The organism is Aequorivita sp. 609 (genome assembly GCF_014212065.1).
In the GTDB taxonomy this organism is placed as follows: Bacteria; Bacteroidota; Bacteroidia; order Flavobacteriales; family Flavobacteriaceae; genus Aequorivita; species Aequorivita sinensis.
The window spans coordinates 20,814-36,768 of sequence record NZ_JACJVM010000004.1 but is presented as its reverse complement, the minus strand read 5'-3'; the positions used below and the strand labels follow the sequence as shown (position 1 = coordinate 36,768).

Genomic DNA, 15,955 nt, shown 5'->3' with positions numbered 1-15,955 from the left:
TATGAAAGCAATTGTAACTTTAATAGTGTTAACCTTTTTAACGGCATGTAGTAAAGACAATGAGACCGAAAAGGTGGCTGTTTTTTTTGATACGGCTGTAGAGATTTCCTTGAAAGACCACAGTGGAATAGATATGCTAAACCCAAATAATCAGAATGCCTATAGAGCCGACGAAATTAAAATTTACTACTTAGTAAATGGAGAAAAGCAGGAAATTTTTGATCCAAATATGGATTATCCTCGAAATTTTTTAATTTATCAAAATGAAAATGAGTATAGAATAAGAATATTTCAAAACAGTGTCGAAACGGAAGAGCTACCAATAACATATGTTGAATGGAATGAAAATGAAACCGATACGTTGCAAGCAGAATATGACAGGACTTATAATAATCAACCAAGGGTTCAGAAAGTTTGGTTTAATGGAGAGTTGAAATGGGACGGACAAAATGGAGAGAAAGGTTTTTTCACAATTATTAAATAAATTCCTATCTAAGCTTAAGCAGTATATTAAAGACCCCAAAGGTTTCTGATAACCTTTGGGATTTTTTTTTGCAATAAATTATATCCCCATCTTTCATATTTCAATACTTTGCGGAGAAGCTTCTTTTAAAAAAAACTATGTAATGCTCATAGTATGAACTTGTAAAATTAAACTATAAGATTGTCAAAGAAAACCGTATTTTTGAAAAAAGTTAAGCCCAAAAAACTTCCGTGAATTTCGAATTTTTCATCGCCCGGCGCATCATTGCTTCCAAGGACTATAAAAGTAGTATTTCGGCACCGATTATAAAAATTGCAATCACTGCAATCGCCATCGGGATTATTATGATGCTCGTTTCAATCGCCACGGGCGTTGGACTTCAAAAGAAAATCCGCGAAAAGGTTTCTGCATTTAACGGCGATATAATTATTACGAATTTTGACACCAATTTTTCCAACGATTCGCAGAATCCCATTTCCAAAAACCAAGATTTTTATCCCACATTTAAAACTATTGAAGGAATAAAACACGTGCAGGTTACGGCTTCAAAAGGTGGCGTAATACGTACCGAAAATGATTTTGAGGGGGTCGTGGTAAAAGGTGTTGGCAGCGATTACGATTGGAGTGCTTTCGAAGATTTTTTGGTTGAAGGGAATTTACCCGATTTTAAAGGTGATTTGAATGAAGATATTTTAATTTCGGAATATTTGGCAAATCGGCTTCAATTGAAGTTGGGTGATAAAGTGACCACTTTTTTCTTAAACGATGAGGTTTCAAAAACGCCACGGAGTCGTGGTTTCGATATTGTTGGAATTTACAACAGCGGCTTTCAGCAGTTTGATGAACAGTTTATTATAACAGATATTCGCCACATACAACGTTTGAATAAATGGGAAGATGACCAAATTGGCGCTTTCGAAGTCTTTGTAAACGATTTTGATAATATAGTTCCTATCGGAAACGAGGTTTATAATGAAACCAGTAGCACGCTAGACACACAGACTATCCGTCAGAAATACGCCTCTATTTTTGAATGGCTTGATCTTTTCGACTTTAATATTATTATGATTATCGGGATTATGATATTGGTGGCGGGCATTAATATGATAACAGCTTTATTGGTCTTGATATTAGAACGCACCCAAATGATAGGAATTCTAAAAGCGCTGGGTAGCAGCGATTGGAGTGTTAGGAAAGTTTTTCTTTACAACGCGATGTATTTAATAGGGGTTGGTCTTTTCTGGGGAAATGTGATAGGAATTGGCTTACTGCTAATTCAGAAGTATGGTAAAATCTTCAAATTAAACCCGGATACTTATTACGTAAACGAAGCTCCCGTTTATTTAAGCTTAGACTATATTCTTATTTTAAATGCAGGTACTTTTCTACTGTGTTTAATAATGCTTTTAATTCCTTCATTTATTATTTCAAAAATATCTCCTGTGAAGGCTATTCGGTTTGAGTAAAGTTTTGAATTATTTAATTAATATTTCATAATTCTGATTTCTGAATTAAGAATCTTACCTTTGCACTCTTAAAATTTGTTATGGAATACGCAGAAAATATACTAGGTACTATTGGGAATACACCCATGGTAAAAATCAACAAAATAATTGGAGACATTCCTGCTTTGGTACTTGCCAAATACGAAACTTTTAACCCTGGAAACTCGGTAAAGGATAGAATGGCATTAACCATGATTGAAGATGCTGAGGCTGATGGTAGGTTAAAACCAGGCGGAACAATTATAGAAGGAACTTCTGGAAACACCGGAATGGGTCTTGCACTTGCCGCAATCGTTAAAGGCTACAAAATGGTTTGTGTAATTAGCGATAAACAGAGTAAGGAAAAAGTTGATATTCTTAGAGCGGTAGGTAGCGAAGTGGTAGTTTGTCCAACAGATGTTGCTCCCGAAGATCCACGCAGTTATTATTCTGTTTCAAAAAGATTAGCAGAAGAAACACCTAATAGTTGGTATGTAAACCAATACGACAACCCAAGTAATGCAAAAGCACATTACCAAAGTACAGGGCCGGAAATCTGGAATCAAACGGATGGAAAAGTGACTCATTTTGTAGTTGGTGTTGGTACTGGCGGAACAATTAGTGGTGTAGGTAAATACCTAAAAGAGCAAAATCCAAATGTGAAAGTTTGGGGAATTGATACCTACGGAAGTGTTTTCAAAAAATATCACGAAACGGGGATTTTTGACGAAAACGAAATCTATCCGTATATAACCGAAGGAATTGGTGAAGACATTCTACCGAAAAATGTAGACTTCAGTATTATCGATGGTTTTACGAAAGTAACCGATAAGGATGCGGCAATTTATACTCAGAAACTTGCTAAAATGGAAGGTTTCTTTTTAGGGAATTCTGCTGGAGCAGCGATTAAAGGGTTGCTTCAATTAAAAGAGCATTTTACAAAAGATGATGTGGTTGTAGTTCTTTTCCACGATCACGGAAGTCGTTACGTTGGGAAAATGTATAACGACGAGTGGATGCGTGAGCAAGGCTTTGTGGAGGACGAGGGATAAGTAGCTAAGATTATTCCTTGATTATAACTGATTAATCGGTTTTAAGGCTATAAGTTTTATTTTTGTATCTTAACTGAACTGCTCTAGAGAGTCTACTTAAGTAATCACCATAAAGAGATTCCTTTTAGGTGTGAACTATTGTGGATTAGGAAAAAGCCTACGACTAAGTATATCTTGACAAAGTTCAGGCAAACGGAATTCTCGGAGTAGAAAAAATTAAACTTTAACTGTAATAATGAAAAACGAAGCTAAAAAACTTTTCCGCTTTCTACGTACTAAGCCTGTGCCAAAAAATACCAATGAGATTTTAGCATTGGAGCGCACAAAGTTAGCCAACGAGCGAACGTTACTTTCATATATACGCTCCTCGTTATATTTGCTAATAGGGGGGATTGGAATTTTACAGTTAAAAGATTTTGAGAGTATAAAGTGGTTGGGATACGTAGCCCTTGGAGTATGTGTTATTTTTTTAGCTGTTGGTATAATCCGGTATATGCTACTTATGCGTAGGCTTTATAAATGGAATCGTATTTTGTTTGTCGATACAATTCCTGAACCAGTAGAGAAAAAGCAACAACCTAAAGACTCTAGGGTTGAAGTGGAAGCCAAGTAATATTTCAGTATATTTACTAAGGCTTATTTAAAATTCTTAATGATTTTTGAAATGAACGAGGACTTTCTACATTATTTGTGGAAATTTCAGAAGTTCGATACATCTAAGTTTTACACTTCGACGAATGAGAAATTACACATTGTAAATCAAGGGAGCCATAACTTTAATTCAGGCCCCGATTTCTTTAATGCCCAAATTGAAATAGATAATCAACTTTGGGCTGGCAATGTTGAAATTCATATCAAATCTTCAGATTGGTATGCGCACAATCACGAATTGGATCCCGCTTATGACAATGTAATTCTCCACGTTGTTTGGATTCACGATGTTGAGGTTCATAGAAAAGACGGTTCAGTGATTCCGACTTTTGTAATTAAAAACCACACTCCAAAAAGTGCAATAACACAATATCAAAAGCTGTTTTCAAAATCTAAGAAATGGATTAATTGTGAAAACGACTTTGCTGATGTAGATGAGTTTGTGATTGAAAATTGGTTGGAGCGGCTTTATTTCGAAAGGCTACAAAAGAAAGAAACCTTAATTATAAGTGAGTTGGAAGATTCTCAAAATCATTGGGAAAGCTTGCTGTTTAAAATGCTGTGTAAAAACTTTGGCCTAAAAATTAATGGCGATTCGTTTTTTAGCATTGGAAAGTCGGTAAACTTTTCAGTTGTAAAAAAATGTAGTCAGGATTTAGAGAGTTTGGAAGCGTTGCTGTTAGGGCAGGCAGGAATGCTTGAGGGCGATAAGGAAGATCATTACTTTAAAGCTTTAAAAAGTAAATACGAATATTTGAAACACAAATTTAAACTTGAAAATAGTAGTGTGATAATACCAAAATACTTCAGGTTAAGACCTCCTAATTTTCCAACTATTAGGCTATCGCAATTGGCTAATTTGTATGCTAATAAAACAAATCTTTTTTCAAAGGTAATTGCTTCAGAAAAGCTAGATGAGTTATATAGGCTCTTCGATATTCAGGCAAGTTCCTATTGGAATAATCATTATAACTTTGGAATTCCTTCCGCTAATAGAAAAAAGCAAATAACCAAAAGTTTTATAGATCTTCTTATTATCAATACTATTATTCCTATTAAGTTCTGTTATGCTAGACGAGAAGGAAGGGATGCATCAGAGGAGATAATAAATTTAACTTCTGAAATTGCTTCAGAAGAAAATTCCATTGTAAAAAAGTTTAATTCTTTAAAGTCTGTTTCCATAAACGCTTATCAAAGCCAAGCCTTACTTCAGCTTAAAAATGAATACTGCGATAAAAATAAATGTTTACAATGCGCAATTGGAAACTCGATTATGAATTCAGAAGAAGGGAAATAATAAACTTTTAATTTTGATTCCGTACTACTGTATTTAACTACAAAATTGTAATTTGCGAATATGTTGCAAGCCGTTTATAAATTACGTCACTACCTTGAAAAAAGAGGTTTTTATGTGTCTTCACGATTGGCAGACCGTTTAGGGATGCGTGCCAAAAGCGTTAGGCTATTCTTTATATATGTTTCGTTTGCCACATTAGGTGTTGGCTTTGCTATATATCTTACCATGGCATTTTTATTAAAACTTAAGGATCTTGTTAATACTAAGCGTACTTCAGTATTCGATTTATGATTAAAAAATTCAATTCAAAAATAACCGTCGCCCTGCTTTTGCTACTTATCGTTTTTATGTCGGGTGTTTTTGGATTTCATTTTATATCTGAATACAGTTGGATAGATGCTTTGTATATGACCGTTATTACAATTACAACGGTTGGTTATGGAGAGGTTATGCCTTTGAATCCTCAAGAGAAAGTTTTTGTTTCTCTTTTTATCATTTCGAGTATCTTTATTGTAGGTTACGCCATTTCTGTAATTACGGAATATTTAATAAGCAAAAATTTGGGACGTTTTAGAGAGAAAACGGTTCTAAAAAAATTAAAATCTATGAAAGACCATATAATAGTTTGTGGATACGGTAGGAATGGAAAACAAGCTGCTCAAAAACTTCTAGCTTATAATAAGCAATTTGTGATAATAGAAAAAGATGAAGAAGTGATCGATCGTTTTTCTAATGAAAAAATACTTTTCGTTCAAGGGGATGCAATAGAAGATGATGTTTTACTGAAAGCTGGAATTGAAAAAGCTTCTACACTAATTTGTGCCACTCCTAATGATGCCGATAATCTATTTATGGTTCTTTCTGCCAGGCAGATGAATAAGAACTTGAAAATTATAAGTCGTGCTAGTGAAGAGACAAGTTATAAAAAGCTAAAGCTTGCTGGCGCTGATAATGTAATAATGCCAGATAAAATAGGAGGCGATCATATGGCTTCGTTAGTTGTGGTGCCAGATTTAGTTGAGTTTTTAGACAATCTTACGGTATCTGGAGAACAAGATAGTATTAACGTAGAGCAAATCCCTTTCGAAAAAATGTGTCCTGATGGAAAAGAACAAGCTATAAAAGACTTAGATGTTCGAAAAAAAACCGGATGTTCTATTATAGGGTATAGGGCTCCTACAGGTGAATATATAGTAAACCCAGAACCATCCTTATTGATACAAAAAGATTCAAAATTAATTTTGATTGGGCGTCCTGAACAAATTGAAAGTCTTAAAAGAGAATACGGGGTTTAGGAAAGCCTTAACAATTTATAGGGTGATTTTTTGAAATTCTAATTTTTTTTAAGCATCTTGCTTCGTTTTAAATATAACAATGTTAAATTTTAAAAATCCACTATGAAGAAATTTCTTCTTTCACTTATCACTTTTATCATTCCATTTTTCACTTTCGCACAAGAACTTTCCACTTCTGAAAGGATAGATTTAAATTTTAAAAAATATACAGGTTGGTTTGTTGATGGTATTTTTTACGAAATTCCATTTTCTGAATCCTTTCAAATTCCTTGGGTATTAATAGTACTTATTGGAGGGGCTCTTTACTTTACTATTTATTTTAAACTTATAAATGTTACTGGGTTTTACACGGCTGTGAAAGTTGTAATGGGTAAGTATGAAGACATTGAAAAACACGGGGTGGATACCTTATACGGTGATGTAACTCCTAACGAACAAGAAAACCTTATAGAAACAATTCGCGATGATAGTGCTGATGGTGAAGTTTCACACTTTCAAGCATTAACGGCTGCGCTTTCTGCTACTGTTGGTCTTGGTAATATTGCTGGAGTTGCGGTGGCACTGTCTATTGGTGGTCCAGGTGCAACTTTCTGGATGATCTTAGCTGGTATACTAGGTATGGCTTCCAAGTTTGCCGAATGTACTCTAGGGGTTAAATTCCGAGATGTAGGTCCAGACGGAACTGTATATGGTGGTCCGATGTACTATCTTAAAAAAGGCTTAGCTCAAAAAGGGATGGGCGGACTAGGAAAAGTACTCGCGGTAATATTCGCAATTTTTGTTATTGGTGGTTCTTTTGGTGGAGGAAATATGTTTCAAGCCAATCAAGCCGCAGCGCAATTTGTTCAACTCTTCGACCTTCAAGGTACAAGTGCTTCGATATGGTTTGGAATTGTAATGGCTATAATTGTAGCTTTTGTTATAATTGGTGGTATTAAAAGAATTGCAAAGGTTACTGAAAAAATTGTTCCTTTTATGGCCGGTATTTATGTACTTGGCGCACTTATTATTCTAATAGCAAACTACAATCATATTGGGGATGCATTTGCTCTTATTTTTGAAGGAGCTTTTTCTGGACTTGGTATTGCAGGTGGACTTGTAGGTGTTATGATTCAAGGTATTCGTCGTGGTGCATTTTCTAATGAAGCGGGAGTTGGATCAGCGGCTATTGCTCACTCTGCAGTACGAACTAAGTATCCAGCCTCTGAAGGTATTGTAGCACTTTTAGAACCGTTTATCGACACAGTGGTTATTTGTACTATGACGGCTTTAGTGATTGTAATTACAAATTTCGACAACAATATAATTCAATACGGAGTAGAAGTTAAGGAAGGGGTAGAGCTTACAGCAACTGCTTTTGATAGTGTAATCCCTCACTTTTCAATCGTCCTTACAATTGCTGTAATAATGTTTGCTTTCTCTACGATGATTTCTTGGTCCTATTACGGAATGCAAGGTTGGGTTTATCTTTTCGGAAGAGGAAAAGTAACAGAACTTGTATATAAACTGCTATTTTGTATCTTTATTTGGATTGGTTCGGTTATTAGCCTTGGATCGGTAATTAACTTTTCTGATGCAATGATTTTCGCAATGGTAGTTCCTAATATTATTGGGGTGGTGATACTAACGCCAGTAGTACGGAAGGAACTTAATCGATATATGAAAGCCATAAAAATTAAACACCAGGCTATTGACGACGGACTAGAAGATATGTCCAAACATTTATAACTAGAATTATTATGGAATTTAAATCCCACTTCACGTTCTCGAAACAGCAACGAAATGGGATTTTGCTTTTGTTGTTACTTATAGTCACTTTGCTATGCTTGTTTTGGTTTGTCGATTTTTCAGAATCGGAAAGTTTTGATACTTCTTCTGAAGAAATTACTTCCATAAAAAATGAAATAGATTCACTTCGTCTAATTGAAATAGAGAAACGTAAAACAAAGAGGTCTGAGTTTAACCCTAATTTCATTACAGATTATTCCGGTTATGTTTTGAGGTTGTCTAATGAAGAAATAGACAGGTTGCTTCAATATAGAAAGGAAGGGAAATGGATAAATTCTGCTGCAGATTTTAAAAGAGTAACGGGAGTTTCTGATTCTTTATTAGCTGAGATAAGGCCTTATTTTAAATTTCCAGAATGGGTGAATAATTCTGCTTCAAAAGTAAGTGCTACCTCATTTAACCAAAATAAAGGTTTTGTAGCGCGACCATTCAGTCAAAAAATAGATTTAAACCAAGCAACCGAAACTCAATTACAACAGGTGAGCGGAATTGGAGAAGCGCTAAGTAAACGAATTGTTTCTTATCGTGAGTCAATAGGTGGTTTTAGCGACGAAAAACAGCTTTATGCGGTTTATGGTTTAAGCCCCGAAGTTGTAGAACGAACATTAAACGTCTTCACTGTAAAAACACCAAAAGAGATAATTAAGATTAACGTAAACAATGCTTCGGCATCAGATATTGCGACTATTCCAGGAGTATCCTTTGAGTTGGCTAAAAAGATATGGGAATATCGAAGACTACGTGATAAAATTACGAACGTGGAAGAACTAAATAAAATTGAAGGTATGAGCCAAAGAAAGTTACAGCTAATTCAGTTATATTTGTCTGCTGAGTAAGGCTTAGAAATGCTGCCACATCACTCTACATACAGTAAAAGTGTATTTGTAGAACCTTGATTAGTGGGTGTCACTCAATAATTTCAAACATAATAATTTCAAGATAAGATTTACAGATGAATTTACATTTTACAGAAGAACACGATTTTTTCAGAAAAAGTTTTCAGGATTTTCTTCAAAAAGAAGTAGTGCCTCACATTGAAAAGTGGGAAAAAACAGGTACCATCGACCGTTTTATATGGAAAAAATTTGGTGAAATGGGTTACTTTGGAATTTATCAGCCTGAAGAGTACGGCGGATTAGATTTAGATCTTTTCTATACGGTGATTTTCTTAGAAGAATTACAAAAAGTAAACAGTGGTGGTTTTGCTGCAGCAATGTGGGCACACGCTTATCTTGCAATGACGCATCTTAAAAAAGAAGCTAATCACGAACAAAAAGAAAAATATTTAGCACCGAGTATTTCGGGTGATAAAATTGGCTGTCTGTGTATCACTGAACCATTTGGAGGAAGTGATGTTTCTGGAATGCGTACAACTGCGGTTAAAAAAGGAGATAAATATATAATCAACGGTTCTAAAACCTTTATCACAAATGGAATTTACAGCGATTACCTTGTAGTTGCCGCTAAAACGGCTCCAGAATTAGGTAACAAAGGAATTAGCATTTTTGTTATGGACCGTGATATAAAAGGTATTTCTGCAACAAAACTCGACAAACTTGGATGGAGAGCAAGTGATACAGGAGAAATAGCATTCGATAATGTTGAAATCCCAGCATCAAGCCTAATGGGCGAGGAGAACATGGGGTTCCCATATATTATGCAACATTTCGCATTAGAAAGACTTATAATGGGGATTAACGCACACGCACGTAGTGAGTTTGCATTAGATTACACCATTCAATATATGAAAGATAGATTTGCTTTTGGTAAGAGTATTTCGAAGTTTCAAGCACTACGTCATAGAGTTGCACAACTAGCAAGTGAAGTGGAAGTTGCAAAAACATTTAACTACGTAACCGCACAACGTCTAAACGATGGGGAATACGTTGTAAAAGAAGCCACAATGAGTAAACTTATTTCGACTAAAGTAGCAGATGAGGTGATGACGGAATGTCTTCAGTTTTTAGGAGGATATGGTTATATGGAAGATTATCCATTGGCAAGATTATTACGCGATAGTAGATTAGGTCCTATTGGTGGTGGTACTTCTGAAATTCTAAGAGAAATTATTTCTAAAATGGTTATTGAAGGAGTATCATACAAGCCAGCTACATAACCTAAGCTTTAGATTTGGAAGTTGCGAAAGAAGACGTTTTAAAACTGATTGAAATTGAATCAAAAGATACTATTTACAATCATTTTTTAAATGTCTTTTTTATTGATTACCGTGCCTAGTTTTAGTAGGGTTGTATTTAGGTGTAGACTTAAAGCTGATATTTAAAAATAATATCAAATAGCGCCTAAATGTTAATGTATAATGATGGATGTTCAAAGTTTAAAATTTTAATCTTTTCAAAATAATGAAGCACTTTAAATTAAAGCATTTATTAAGTGTGATCGTAATGTTCATAACTGCGACCACCTTTTCACAAACCAACCTAAATGGGAAGGTTGCAGATTTCTTAACTTTTCAGCCTATAGAAAGTGCTAGTGTGTATATCAAAAATACTACCATTGGAACTATTTCTAACAGTGATGGTAATTTTGCCTTAAAAGTTCCCAAAGAACATTTAAATGATACCTTGGTAATATCTTCTATAGGTTATAAAAGCTATAAGGTGGTAATTGAAGGCTTTGAAAATGGTTCCGATATTTTTCTTGAAGAAGATGTTGCTTCCCTAGATGAAGTTGTAATTGTTGCCGATCCACGGCCAACTACTGGTAATGGAATAGTGCAAAAAGCTATCGAAAGGCTTCCGGCAAACTTACCAGAACAGGCCTATCTTCAAAAAGGATTTTTACGTCACAAAGAACGAAATAAAAAGGAATACAAGTGGCTTATAGAAAGTGCGATTACATTATACGATTCTAGTTATGCCGCTGGAGCAAAAGATTTTATAAAAATAAACGTAGATGAAACCCGAAAAAGTTACGATTTAAGGGATATCGACAGTCTTTTTACGTATTCTGCTTACTTAAAAAGTATAGGGTCTAATGCTGGTAATGTAAATTTAAATTCTGTTAAGAAGTCAGCTTTGATTAATGCTATTAAATGGAATGATAGTCGTGTAAATGGATTAGAAAATCTATTTAAAGGAAAGTTAAATCTATTGAGGAATAGTAATACAACAGGGGCTTTGTTGGGGAAAAATATGTTAGAAAAACATGAGTTTAACCTCGATACGATTTTAGTAGATAACGGAAGGAAAATTTATAAAATTAAAATCACAAAAGGCAAGGATTTTGTCGGTTTGAATACGCCTAACATCTATAACGAAGGGTTTGAGCCGAAAGGGTGGATTTACATCTATTATGATAATTACGCGATTAAAAGAGTGGAGTATGAGTTGACAGCAGCTTCTGATGTTCAGAAAAGAAGAAGCAAGAGTTTGTTTGATACTCAAACCATACATAAGTTAACCATGACTTATATGGAGTATAATGGAAAGATGTATCCTAATTATATTTTTTATGAAACTCCAAAACTTGTAAATACAGGAGATAGGTCTTCCGATAGAGTTAAAACTGAAGCAGAACCTGGTTTTGATAAAGGAGAACAATATTATTATACTGTTCAGGAAATACTGTTTACCGATATAATTCAAGATACCGAGCTTGTAAAAGAAGAATTACAGCAAAATGACTGGTCTGCCGATATATTTTCTAGCAAGCCTTACAATGAAGCTTTTTGGAAAACTTATAACGTATTATTAGAAAGTAAAGAAGAAGAAAAGTTGATTTTAGATTTAAGCAAAAGAGCTTCATTGTATAAAAATTAATCTAGTCTTATTTAGGTTTTAACTAATTTCGTCATTATCCGAAAAATAAATTATGATATTTTAATTGGGCAATTTTGGCTGTAAACTGCTTTTTTATAAAAAACCTTGTAAGTTGTTATTTATAAATCAAAACTTTTTATATCTTTGCCGCCCTAAAGAGAGGAGGTGATGACACTATGTTAATTATACCAGTTAAAGACGGAGAAAATATCGACAGAGCACTGAAGCGTTTCAAGCGTAAGTTTGATCGTACAGGAACAATGCGCCAGTTGCGTGCAAGACAAGCTTTTACAAAGCCATCTGTTAAGAAAAGAGCGCAAATGCAAAAAGCGCAATACATCCAGAATCTTAGAGATCAGGAAGATATTTAGTATTCTTTTTGATTCTATATCATATAAATCCGTTGGAATTTTTTCCAACGGATTTTTTTATGATTAAAAATTATTAGTTTGTGGGGTAATTGAGTTATTTTGTAGAACCACTGTTTGAGATAGAGATTAACGTCGACTTCTAATTTAATGTGCAGTTGGCTACAACCTAAAAACCTGCAAATGCCATTTTCTTCTTTTAAAAACTATTTAGAGCTTGAAAAAAAATACTCACCACATACGGTTGTAGCATATTTAAAAGATCTAGATGGATTTCAGCAATTTGCTTCAGAAGAGTTTCAGCACGGGGATATACTAGATGTAAACTACTCGGTAATTCGAAGCTGGATAGTGTCTTTGGTTGATTCTGGTATTTCAAATAGAACTGTAAATAGGAAAATATCTTCTCTTAAAACCTATTATAAATTTCTTTTAAAAACAGGACAAATACAGGTTAGTCCGTTGGCGAAACACAAAGCATTAAAAACTTCAAAAAAAATACAAGTTCCATTTTCTGAAAATGAAATAGTAAATGTAATGGAATTGCTTCAAGGCAACGATGATTTTGAGGGATTGCGAGATCGTCTTGTGGTCGAGTTGTTTTATTCAACAGGTATTAGAAGGGCAGAGTTAATTAATATTAAGATTGACGGTGTTTCCTTCGCTCAGAAAACAATTAAGGTATTAGGTAAGCGTAATAAGGAGCGGATAATTCCTTTGTTGCCAGCAGTGCTTGATACTATTCGTGCCTATATGTCTGTACGAGATGAGCTTGAGAATATAATAGATGATGAGTATTTGTTTCTCACGGCAAAAGGTTTGAAAGTGTATGAAACTCTTGTGTATCGCATCATTAATGTCTACTTTAGTAAGGCATCTGAAAAAGTAAAAAAGAGTCCTCATATATTAAGACATTCATTTGCAACTCATCTTTTAAATGAAGGTGCTGATATAAATTCGGTTAAAGAGTTATTAGGTCATTCTAGTCTAGCATCTACTCAAGTTTATACTCAAAACAGTATCGCTAAATTGAAAGAGGTTTATAAAAACTCACATCCTCGTAGTTAATTTTAAATGGCATTTATGGTGTAAAACTACTTAGCAATTAAATAAAATTATAGTGATATGAAAGTAAACGTACAAGCGCCAAATTTTACGGCGAAAGAAGAGCTGTTGTTTTTTGTTAAAAAAAGGTTGTCGAAGCTTGAACAATTTTACGACAAAATTGTGTTCGCAGATGTCTTTTTGAAGGTTCAAAAAACGAGTGAAAAAGAAAATAAAATAGTAGAGGTGTTATTAAGTGTGCCTGGAGATGATATTATGGTGAAAAAGGAAGCTAAGACCTTTGAAGCCGCTACTGACGAGGCTTCACGAGCTTTGGAGAGACAATTAAAGAAGCGCAAACAGAAAGAAAAATCGTATTTATAGAAATTTTTTTAAAAAAGTTTTGAAAAAGTTTTGTTTGAAACGAGAAGTTTATATACATTTGCACTCCGTTAGAAATAACGAGCTTTTTTACGAGTTAGAAAGCAACTCATAAAAAGTAAAAAAAGCCGATGTAGCTCAGCTGGCTAGAGCAGCTGATTTGTAATCAGCAGGTCGTGGGTTCGAGTCCCTCCATCGGCTCTGAAATTTTGAAAAGTGAATCAGGAATTAAACTAGAGTTTTAAAATTAGAGCTTGGTTTAATCGGGGCGAGAAGTTTATCCTGAGCGCAGTCGAAGGGAGTCCCTCCATCGGCTCAATAATTCAGAATTGTATATTCGGAATTATGAAAAACAAATAAGTAGATTTTTAAATCTACAAGTTCATTAGAATTATTGAAAGTTTTAGTTGTGAATTTTATATTCTTAATTCATAATTGAAGAATTGGGGAGATACTCAAGCGGCCAACGAGGGCAGACTGTAAATCTGCTGACTATGTCTTCGCAGGTTCGAATCCTGCTCTCCCCACTACTATTTTTTATTTTCAATAAAAAATTGAAAATTTCAAACGTAATAAGTAAAATTATGTTAGTTTTGCGCAAAGTTTGAAGTAGTTCATTTATAGATTGAATAATCTTTTGATTAGATTCTCTAAAAAGTTTCGATTTTCGTCTCTGGATATGAAACAGTCTCGACGCTTGTCGGGGAGGGAATTTGCTCATAAAATGCGGGAGTAGCTCAGTTGGTAGAGCGTCAGCCTTCCAAGCTGAATGTCGCCGGTTCGAACCCGGTCTCCCGCTCTAAAATGGTTTCTAGTTTAGGGTTTATTGTTGTTTTTTAAAAAACAGCATTGAGCTTTAAGCTTTTGAACTGTTTACCCTGAGCAACGTTGAAGGGCTAGTTAAAAGGCCGATGTAGCTCAGGGGTAGAGCGTTTCCTTGGTAAGGAAGAGGTCATGGGTTCAATTCCCATCATTGGCTCAAGTTGCAAATACAATAGAACACTAATATATAACTAAGATTAAAATTAATACAAAATGGCAAAAGAAAAATTCGATCGGTCAAAACCACACTTAAATATTGGTACAATTGGACACGTAGATCACGGAAAAACAACTACGACTGCAGCTATTACTAAAGTTTTGGCTGATGCAGGTTTCTCTGCAGCAACATCATTTGATCAAATTGATAATGCGCCAGAAGAAAAAGAAAGAGGTATTACAATTAACTCTTCTCACGTAGAATATCAAACAGCAAAACGTCACTACGCACACGTTGACTGTCCTGGTCACGCGGATTACGTAAAGAACATGGTTACTGGTGCTGCTCAAATGGACGGTGCTATTCTTGTTGTTGCTGCTACTGATGGTCCTATGCCACAAACTCGTGAGCACATCCTTTTAGGTCGCCAGGTTGGTATTCCTAGAATTGTTGTATTCATGAACAAAGTTGACTTAGTTGATGATGAGGAATTACTTGAGCTAGTAGAAATGGAGATCAGAGATCTTTTAAGCTTCTACGAGTATGATGGTGATAATGGTCCTGTTGTTCAAGGTTCTGCTTTAGGTGCACTTAACGGTGAGCAAAAATGGGTAGATGCTCTTCTTAAATTAATGGAAGAAGTTGATAACTGGATTGAAGAGCCTGTTCGTGATAACGAAAAGCCTTTCTTGATGCCAATTGAAGACGTATTCTCTATTACTGGTCGTGGAACAGTTGCTACAGGTCGTATCGAAACTGGTATTGCTAAAACTGGGGACCCAGTTGAAATTATCGGTATGGGAGCTGAGAAATTAACTTCTACTATTACTGGTATTGAAATGTTCCGTCAAATCCTTGATAGAGGTGAGGCTGGAGATAACGCTGGTATCCTATTAAGAGGTATTGAGAAAACTCAAATCTCTAGAGGTATGGTAATCGTTAAGCCAGGATCTGTAACTCCACACGCTAAGTTTAAAGCTGAGGTTTATATCCTTAAGAAAGAAGAAGGTGGACGTCACACTCCATTCCACAACAATTACCGTCCACAGTTCTACGTACGTACAACTGATGTAACTGGAACAATTACGCTTCCTGATGGTGTTGAAATGGTTATGCCTGGAGATAACTTAACAATCAATGTTGAGTTGTTACAGCCAATCGCAATGAACGTAGGTCTTCGTTTCGCAATCCGTGAAGGTGGACGTACTGTAGGTGCAGGTCAGGTTACTGAAATTATAGAATAATCATCTAATATATATAAGCTATAGGTGTCCTGAATTTAATTCGGGATACCTTGGCTTTTTTAACTAGGTAAGCTCTAAATGAGTTGACAAAAAAATTCAGAAGTTAGGT

Annotated in this window: 15 protein-coding genes and 4 tRNA genes; all 19 read left to right on the top strand. The window is 34.9% G+C overall.

Features of this window, described 5'->3' with window-relative positions; all coding sequences use genetic code 11:
• Nucleotide 1 precedes the first annotated feature (1 nt).
• The 19 genes from H4O20_RS02295 to tuf all read left to right on the top strand — a co-directional run bounded on the left by H4O20_RS02295 (nucleotide 2) and on the right by tuf (nucleotide 15,846).
• The gene (locus tag H4O20_RS02295; protein ID WP_139856233.1) at nucleotides 2–484 is read left to right on the top strand and encodes a hypothetical protein; all 483 of its coding nucleotides are present in this window, start codon (nucleotides 2–4) and stop codon (nucleotides 482–484) included.
• Between the two features lie 230 nt (nucleotides 485–714).
• The gene (locus H4O20_RS02290; RefSeq protein ID WP_139856232.1) at nucleotides 715–1,950 is read left to right on the top strand and encodes an ABC transporter permease; all 1,236 of its coding nucleotides are present in this window, start codon (nucleotides 715–717) and stop codon (nucleotides 1,948–1,950) included.
• An 80-nt stretch (nucleotides 1,951–2,030) separates the two neighbouring features.
• The gene (locus H4O20_RS02285) at nucleotides 2,031–3,020 is read left to right on the top strand and encodes a PLP-dependent cysteine synthase family protein (protein ID WP_185098150.1); all 990 of its coding nucleotides are present in this window, start codon (nucleotides 2,031–2,033) and stop codon (nucleotides 3,018–3,020) included.
• A gap of 235 nt (nucleotides 3,021–3,255) precedes the next feature.
• Nucleotides 3,256–3,633 (top strand): DUF202 domain-containing protein, encoded by a 378-nt coding sequence (locus H4O20_RS02280; RefSeq protein WP_185098149.1) that lies wholly within the window; start codon nucleotides 3,256–3,258, stop codon nucleotides 3,631–3,633.
• A gap of 39 nt (nucleotides 3,634–3,672) precedes the next feature.
• Nucleotides 3,673–4,968 (top strand): DUF2851 family protein, encoded by a 1,296-nt coding sequence (locus H4O20_RS02275; RefSeq protein ID WP_306785636.1) that lies wholly within the window; start codon nucleotides 3,673–3,675, stop codon nucleotides 4,966–4,968.
• 60 nt (nucleotides 4,969–5,028) lie between these two features.
• On the top strand, nucleotides 5,029–5,259 hold the full coding sequence (locus H4O20_RS02270) for a PspC domain-containing protein (protein WP_139856226.1): 231 nt from the start codon (nucleotides 5,029–5,031) through the stop codon (nucleotides 5,257–5,259).
• Complete coding sequence (locus H4O20_RS02265; protein ID WP_139856225.1) at nucleotides 5,256–6,263, top strand: TrkA family potassium uptake protein; 1,008 nt, start codon at nucleotides 5,256–5,258, stop codon at nucleotides 6,261–6,263. The genes H4O20_RS02270 and H4O20_RS02265 overlap by 4 nt, the downstream gene beginning before the upstream one ends.
• Before the next feature lie 102 nt (nucleotides 6,264–6,365).
• The gene (locus H4O20_RS02260) at nucleotides 6,366–7,991 is read left to right on the top strand and encodes a sodium:alanine symporter family protein (protein ID WP_139856224.1); all 1,626 of its coding nucleotides are present in this window, start codon (nucleotides 6,366–6,368) and stop codon (nucleotides 7,989–7,991) included.
• Nucleotides 7,992–8,002: 11 nt separating this feature from the next.
• Nucleotides 8,003–8,887: a helix-hairpin-helix domain-containing protein gene (locus H4O20_RS02255; RefSeq protein WP_185098148.1), complete on the top strand. Its 885-nt coding sequence runs from the start codon at nucleotides 8,003–8,005 to the stop codon at nucleotides 8,885–8,887.
• 116 nt (nucleotides 8,888–9,003) lie between these two features.
• Nucleotides 9,004–10,167 carry an acyl-CoA dehydrogenase family protein gene (locus tag H4O20_RS02250; RefSeq protein ID WP_185098147.1) on the top strand — a complete coding sequence of 388 codons (1,164 nt, stop codon included), beginning with the start codon at nucleotides 9,004–9,006 and terminating at the stop codon, nucleotides 10,165–10,167.
• A gap of 244 nt (nucleotides 10,168–10,411) precedes the next feature.
• Nucleotides 10,412–11,830, top strand: a complete 1,419-nt coding sequence (locus H4O20_RS02245) for a carboxypeptidase-like regulatory domain-containing protein (protein ID WP_185098146.1) — start codon at nucleotides 10,412–10,414, stop codon at nucleotides 11,828–11,830.
• A gap of 176 nt (nucleotides 11,831–12,006) precedes the next feature.
• Nucleotides 12,007–12,201 (top strand): 30S ribosomal protein S21, encoded by a 195-nt coding sequence (gene rpsU / locus H4O20_RS02240; RefSeq protein ID WP_139856220.1) that lies wholly within the window; start codon nucleotides 12,007–12,009, stop codon nucleotides 12,199–12,201.
• Nucleotides 12,202–12,381: 180 nt separating this feature from the next.
• Nucleotides 12,382–13,266 (top strand): tyrosine-type recombinase/integrase, encoded by an 885-nt coding sequence (locus H4O20_RS02235; protein WP_185098145.1) that lies wholly within the window; start codon nucleotides 12,382–12,384, stop codon nucleotides 13,264–13,266.
• Between the two features lie 57 nt (nucleotides 13,267–13,323).
• Nucleotides 13,324–13,626: a ribosome-associated translation inhibitor RaiA gene (raiA, locus tag H4O20_RS02230; RefSeq protein ID WP_185098144.1), complete on the top strand. Its 303-nt coding sequence runs from the start codon at nucleotides 13,324–13,326 to the stop codon at nucleotides 13,624–13,626.
• 124 nt (nucleotides 13,627–13,750) lie between these two features.
• Nucleotides 13,751–13,824: transfer RNA gene (locus H4O20_RS02225), tRNA-Thr, on the top strand.
• Nucleotides 13,825–14,068: 244 nt separating this feature from the next.
• Nucleotides 14,069–14,150: transfer RNA gene (locus tag H4O20_RS02220), tRNA-Tyr, on the top strand.
• A 199-nt stretch (nucleotides 14,151–14,349) separates the two neighbouring features.
• Nucleotides 14,350–14,422, top strand: a tRNA-Gly gene (locus H4O20_RS02215).
• A 108-nt stretch (nucleotides 14,423–14,530) separates the two neighbouring features.
• Nucleotides 14,531–14,602, top strand: a tRNA-Thr gene (locus tag H4O20_RS02210).
• 56 nt (nucleotides 14,603–14,658) lie between these two features.
• Entirely contained in the window at nucleotides 14,659–15,846 is a 1,188-nt protein-coding gene (gene tuf, locus H4O20_RS02205; protein WP_185098143.1) for an elongation factor Tu, read from the top strand.
• The last annotated feature ends 109 nt before the right edge of the window (nucleotides 15,847–15,955 follow it).

Excerpts from the sequence above, each read along its gene's own strand:
- H4O20_RS02295 (WP_139856233.1), top strand. The coding sequence starts at position 2 with ATGAAAGCAATTGTAACTTTAATAGTGTTAACCTTTTTAACGGCATGT.
- H4O20_RS02285 (WP_185098150.1), top strand. The coding sequence starts at position 2,031 with ATGGAATACGCAGAAAATATACTAGGTACTATTGGGAATACACCCATG.
- H4O20_RS02280 (WP_185098149.1), top strand. The coding sequence starts at position 3,256 with ATGAAAAACGAAGCTAAAAAACTTTTCCGCTTTCTACGTACTAAGCCT.
- H4O20_RS02275 (WP_306785636.1), top strand. The coding sequence starts at position 3,673 with ATGATTTTTGAAATGAACGAGGACTTTCTACATTATTTGTGGAAATTT.
- H4O20_RS02270 (WP_139856226.1), top strand. The coding sequence starts at position 5,029 with ATGTTGCAAGCCGTTTATAAATTACGTCACTACCTTGAAAAAAGAGGT.
- H4O20_RS02265 (WP_139856225.1), top strand. The coding sequence starts at position 5,256 with ATGATTAAAAAATTCAATTCAAAAATAACCGTCGCCCTGCTTTTGCTA.
- H4O20_RS02260 (WP_139856224.1), top strand. The coding sequence starts at position 6,366 with ATGAAGAAATTTCTTCTTTCACTTATCACTTTTATCATTCCATTTTTC.
- H4O20_RS02255 (WP_185098148.1), top strand. The coding sequence starts at position 8,003 with ATGGAATTTAAATCCCACTTCACGTTCTCGAAACAGCAACGAAATGGG.
- H4O20_RS02250 (WP_185098147.1), top strand. The coding sequence starts at position 9,004 with ATGAATTTACATTTTACAGAAGAACACGATTTTTTCAGAAAAAGTTTT.
- H4O20_RS02245 (WP_185098146.1), top strand. The coding sequence starts at position 10,412 with ATGAAGCACTTTAAATTAAAGCATTTATTAAGTGTGATCGTAATGTTC.
- rpsU (WP_139856220.1), top strand. The coding sequence starts at position 12,007 with ATGTTAATTATACCAGTTAAAGACGGAGAAAATATCGACAGAGCACTG.
- H4O20_RS02235 (WP_185098145.1), top strand. The coding sequence starts at position 12,382 with ATGCCATTTTCTTCTTTTAAAAACTATTTAGAGCTTGAAAAAAAATAC.
- raiA (WP_185098144.1), top strand. The coding sequence starts at position 13,324 with ATGAAAGTAAACGTACAAGCGCCAAATTTTACGGCGAAAGAAGAGCTG.
- tuf (WP_185098143.1), top strand. The coding sequence starts at position 14,659 with ATGGCAAAAGAAAAATTCGATCGGTCAAAACCACACTTAAATATTGGT.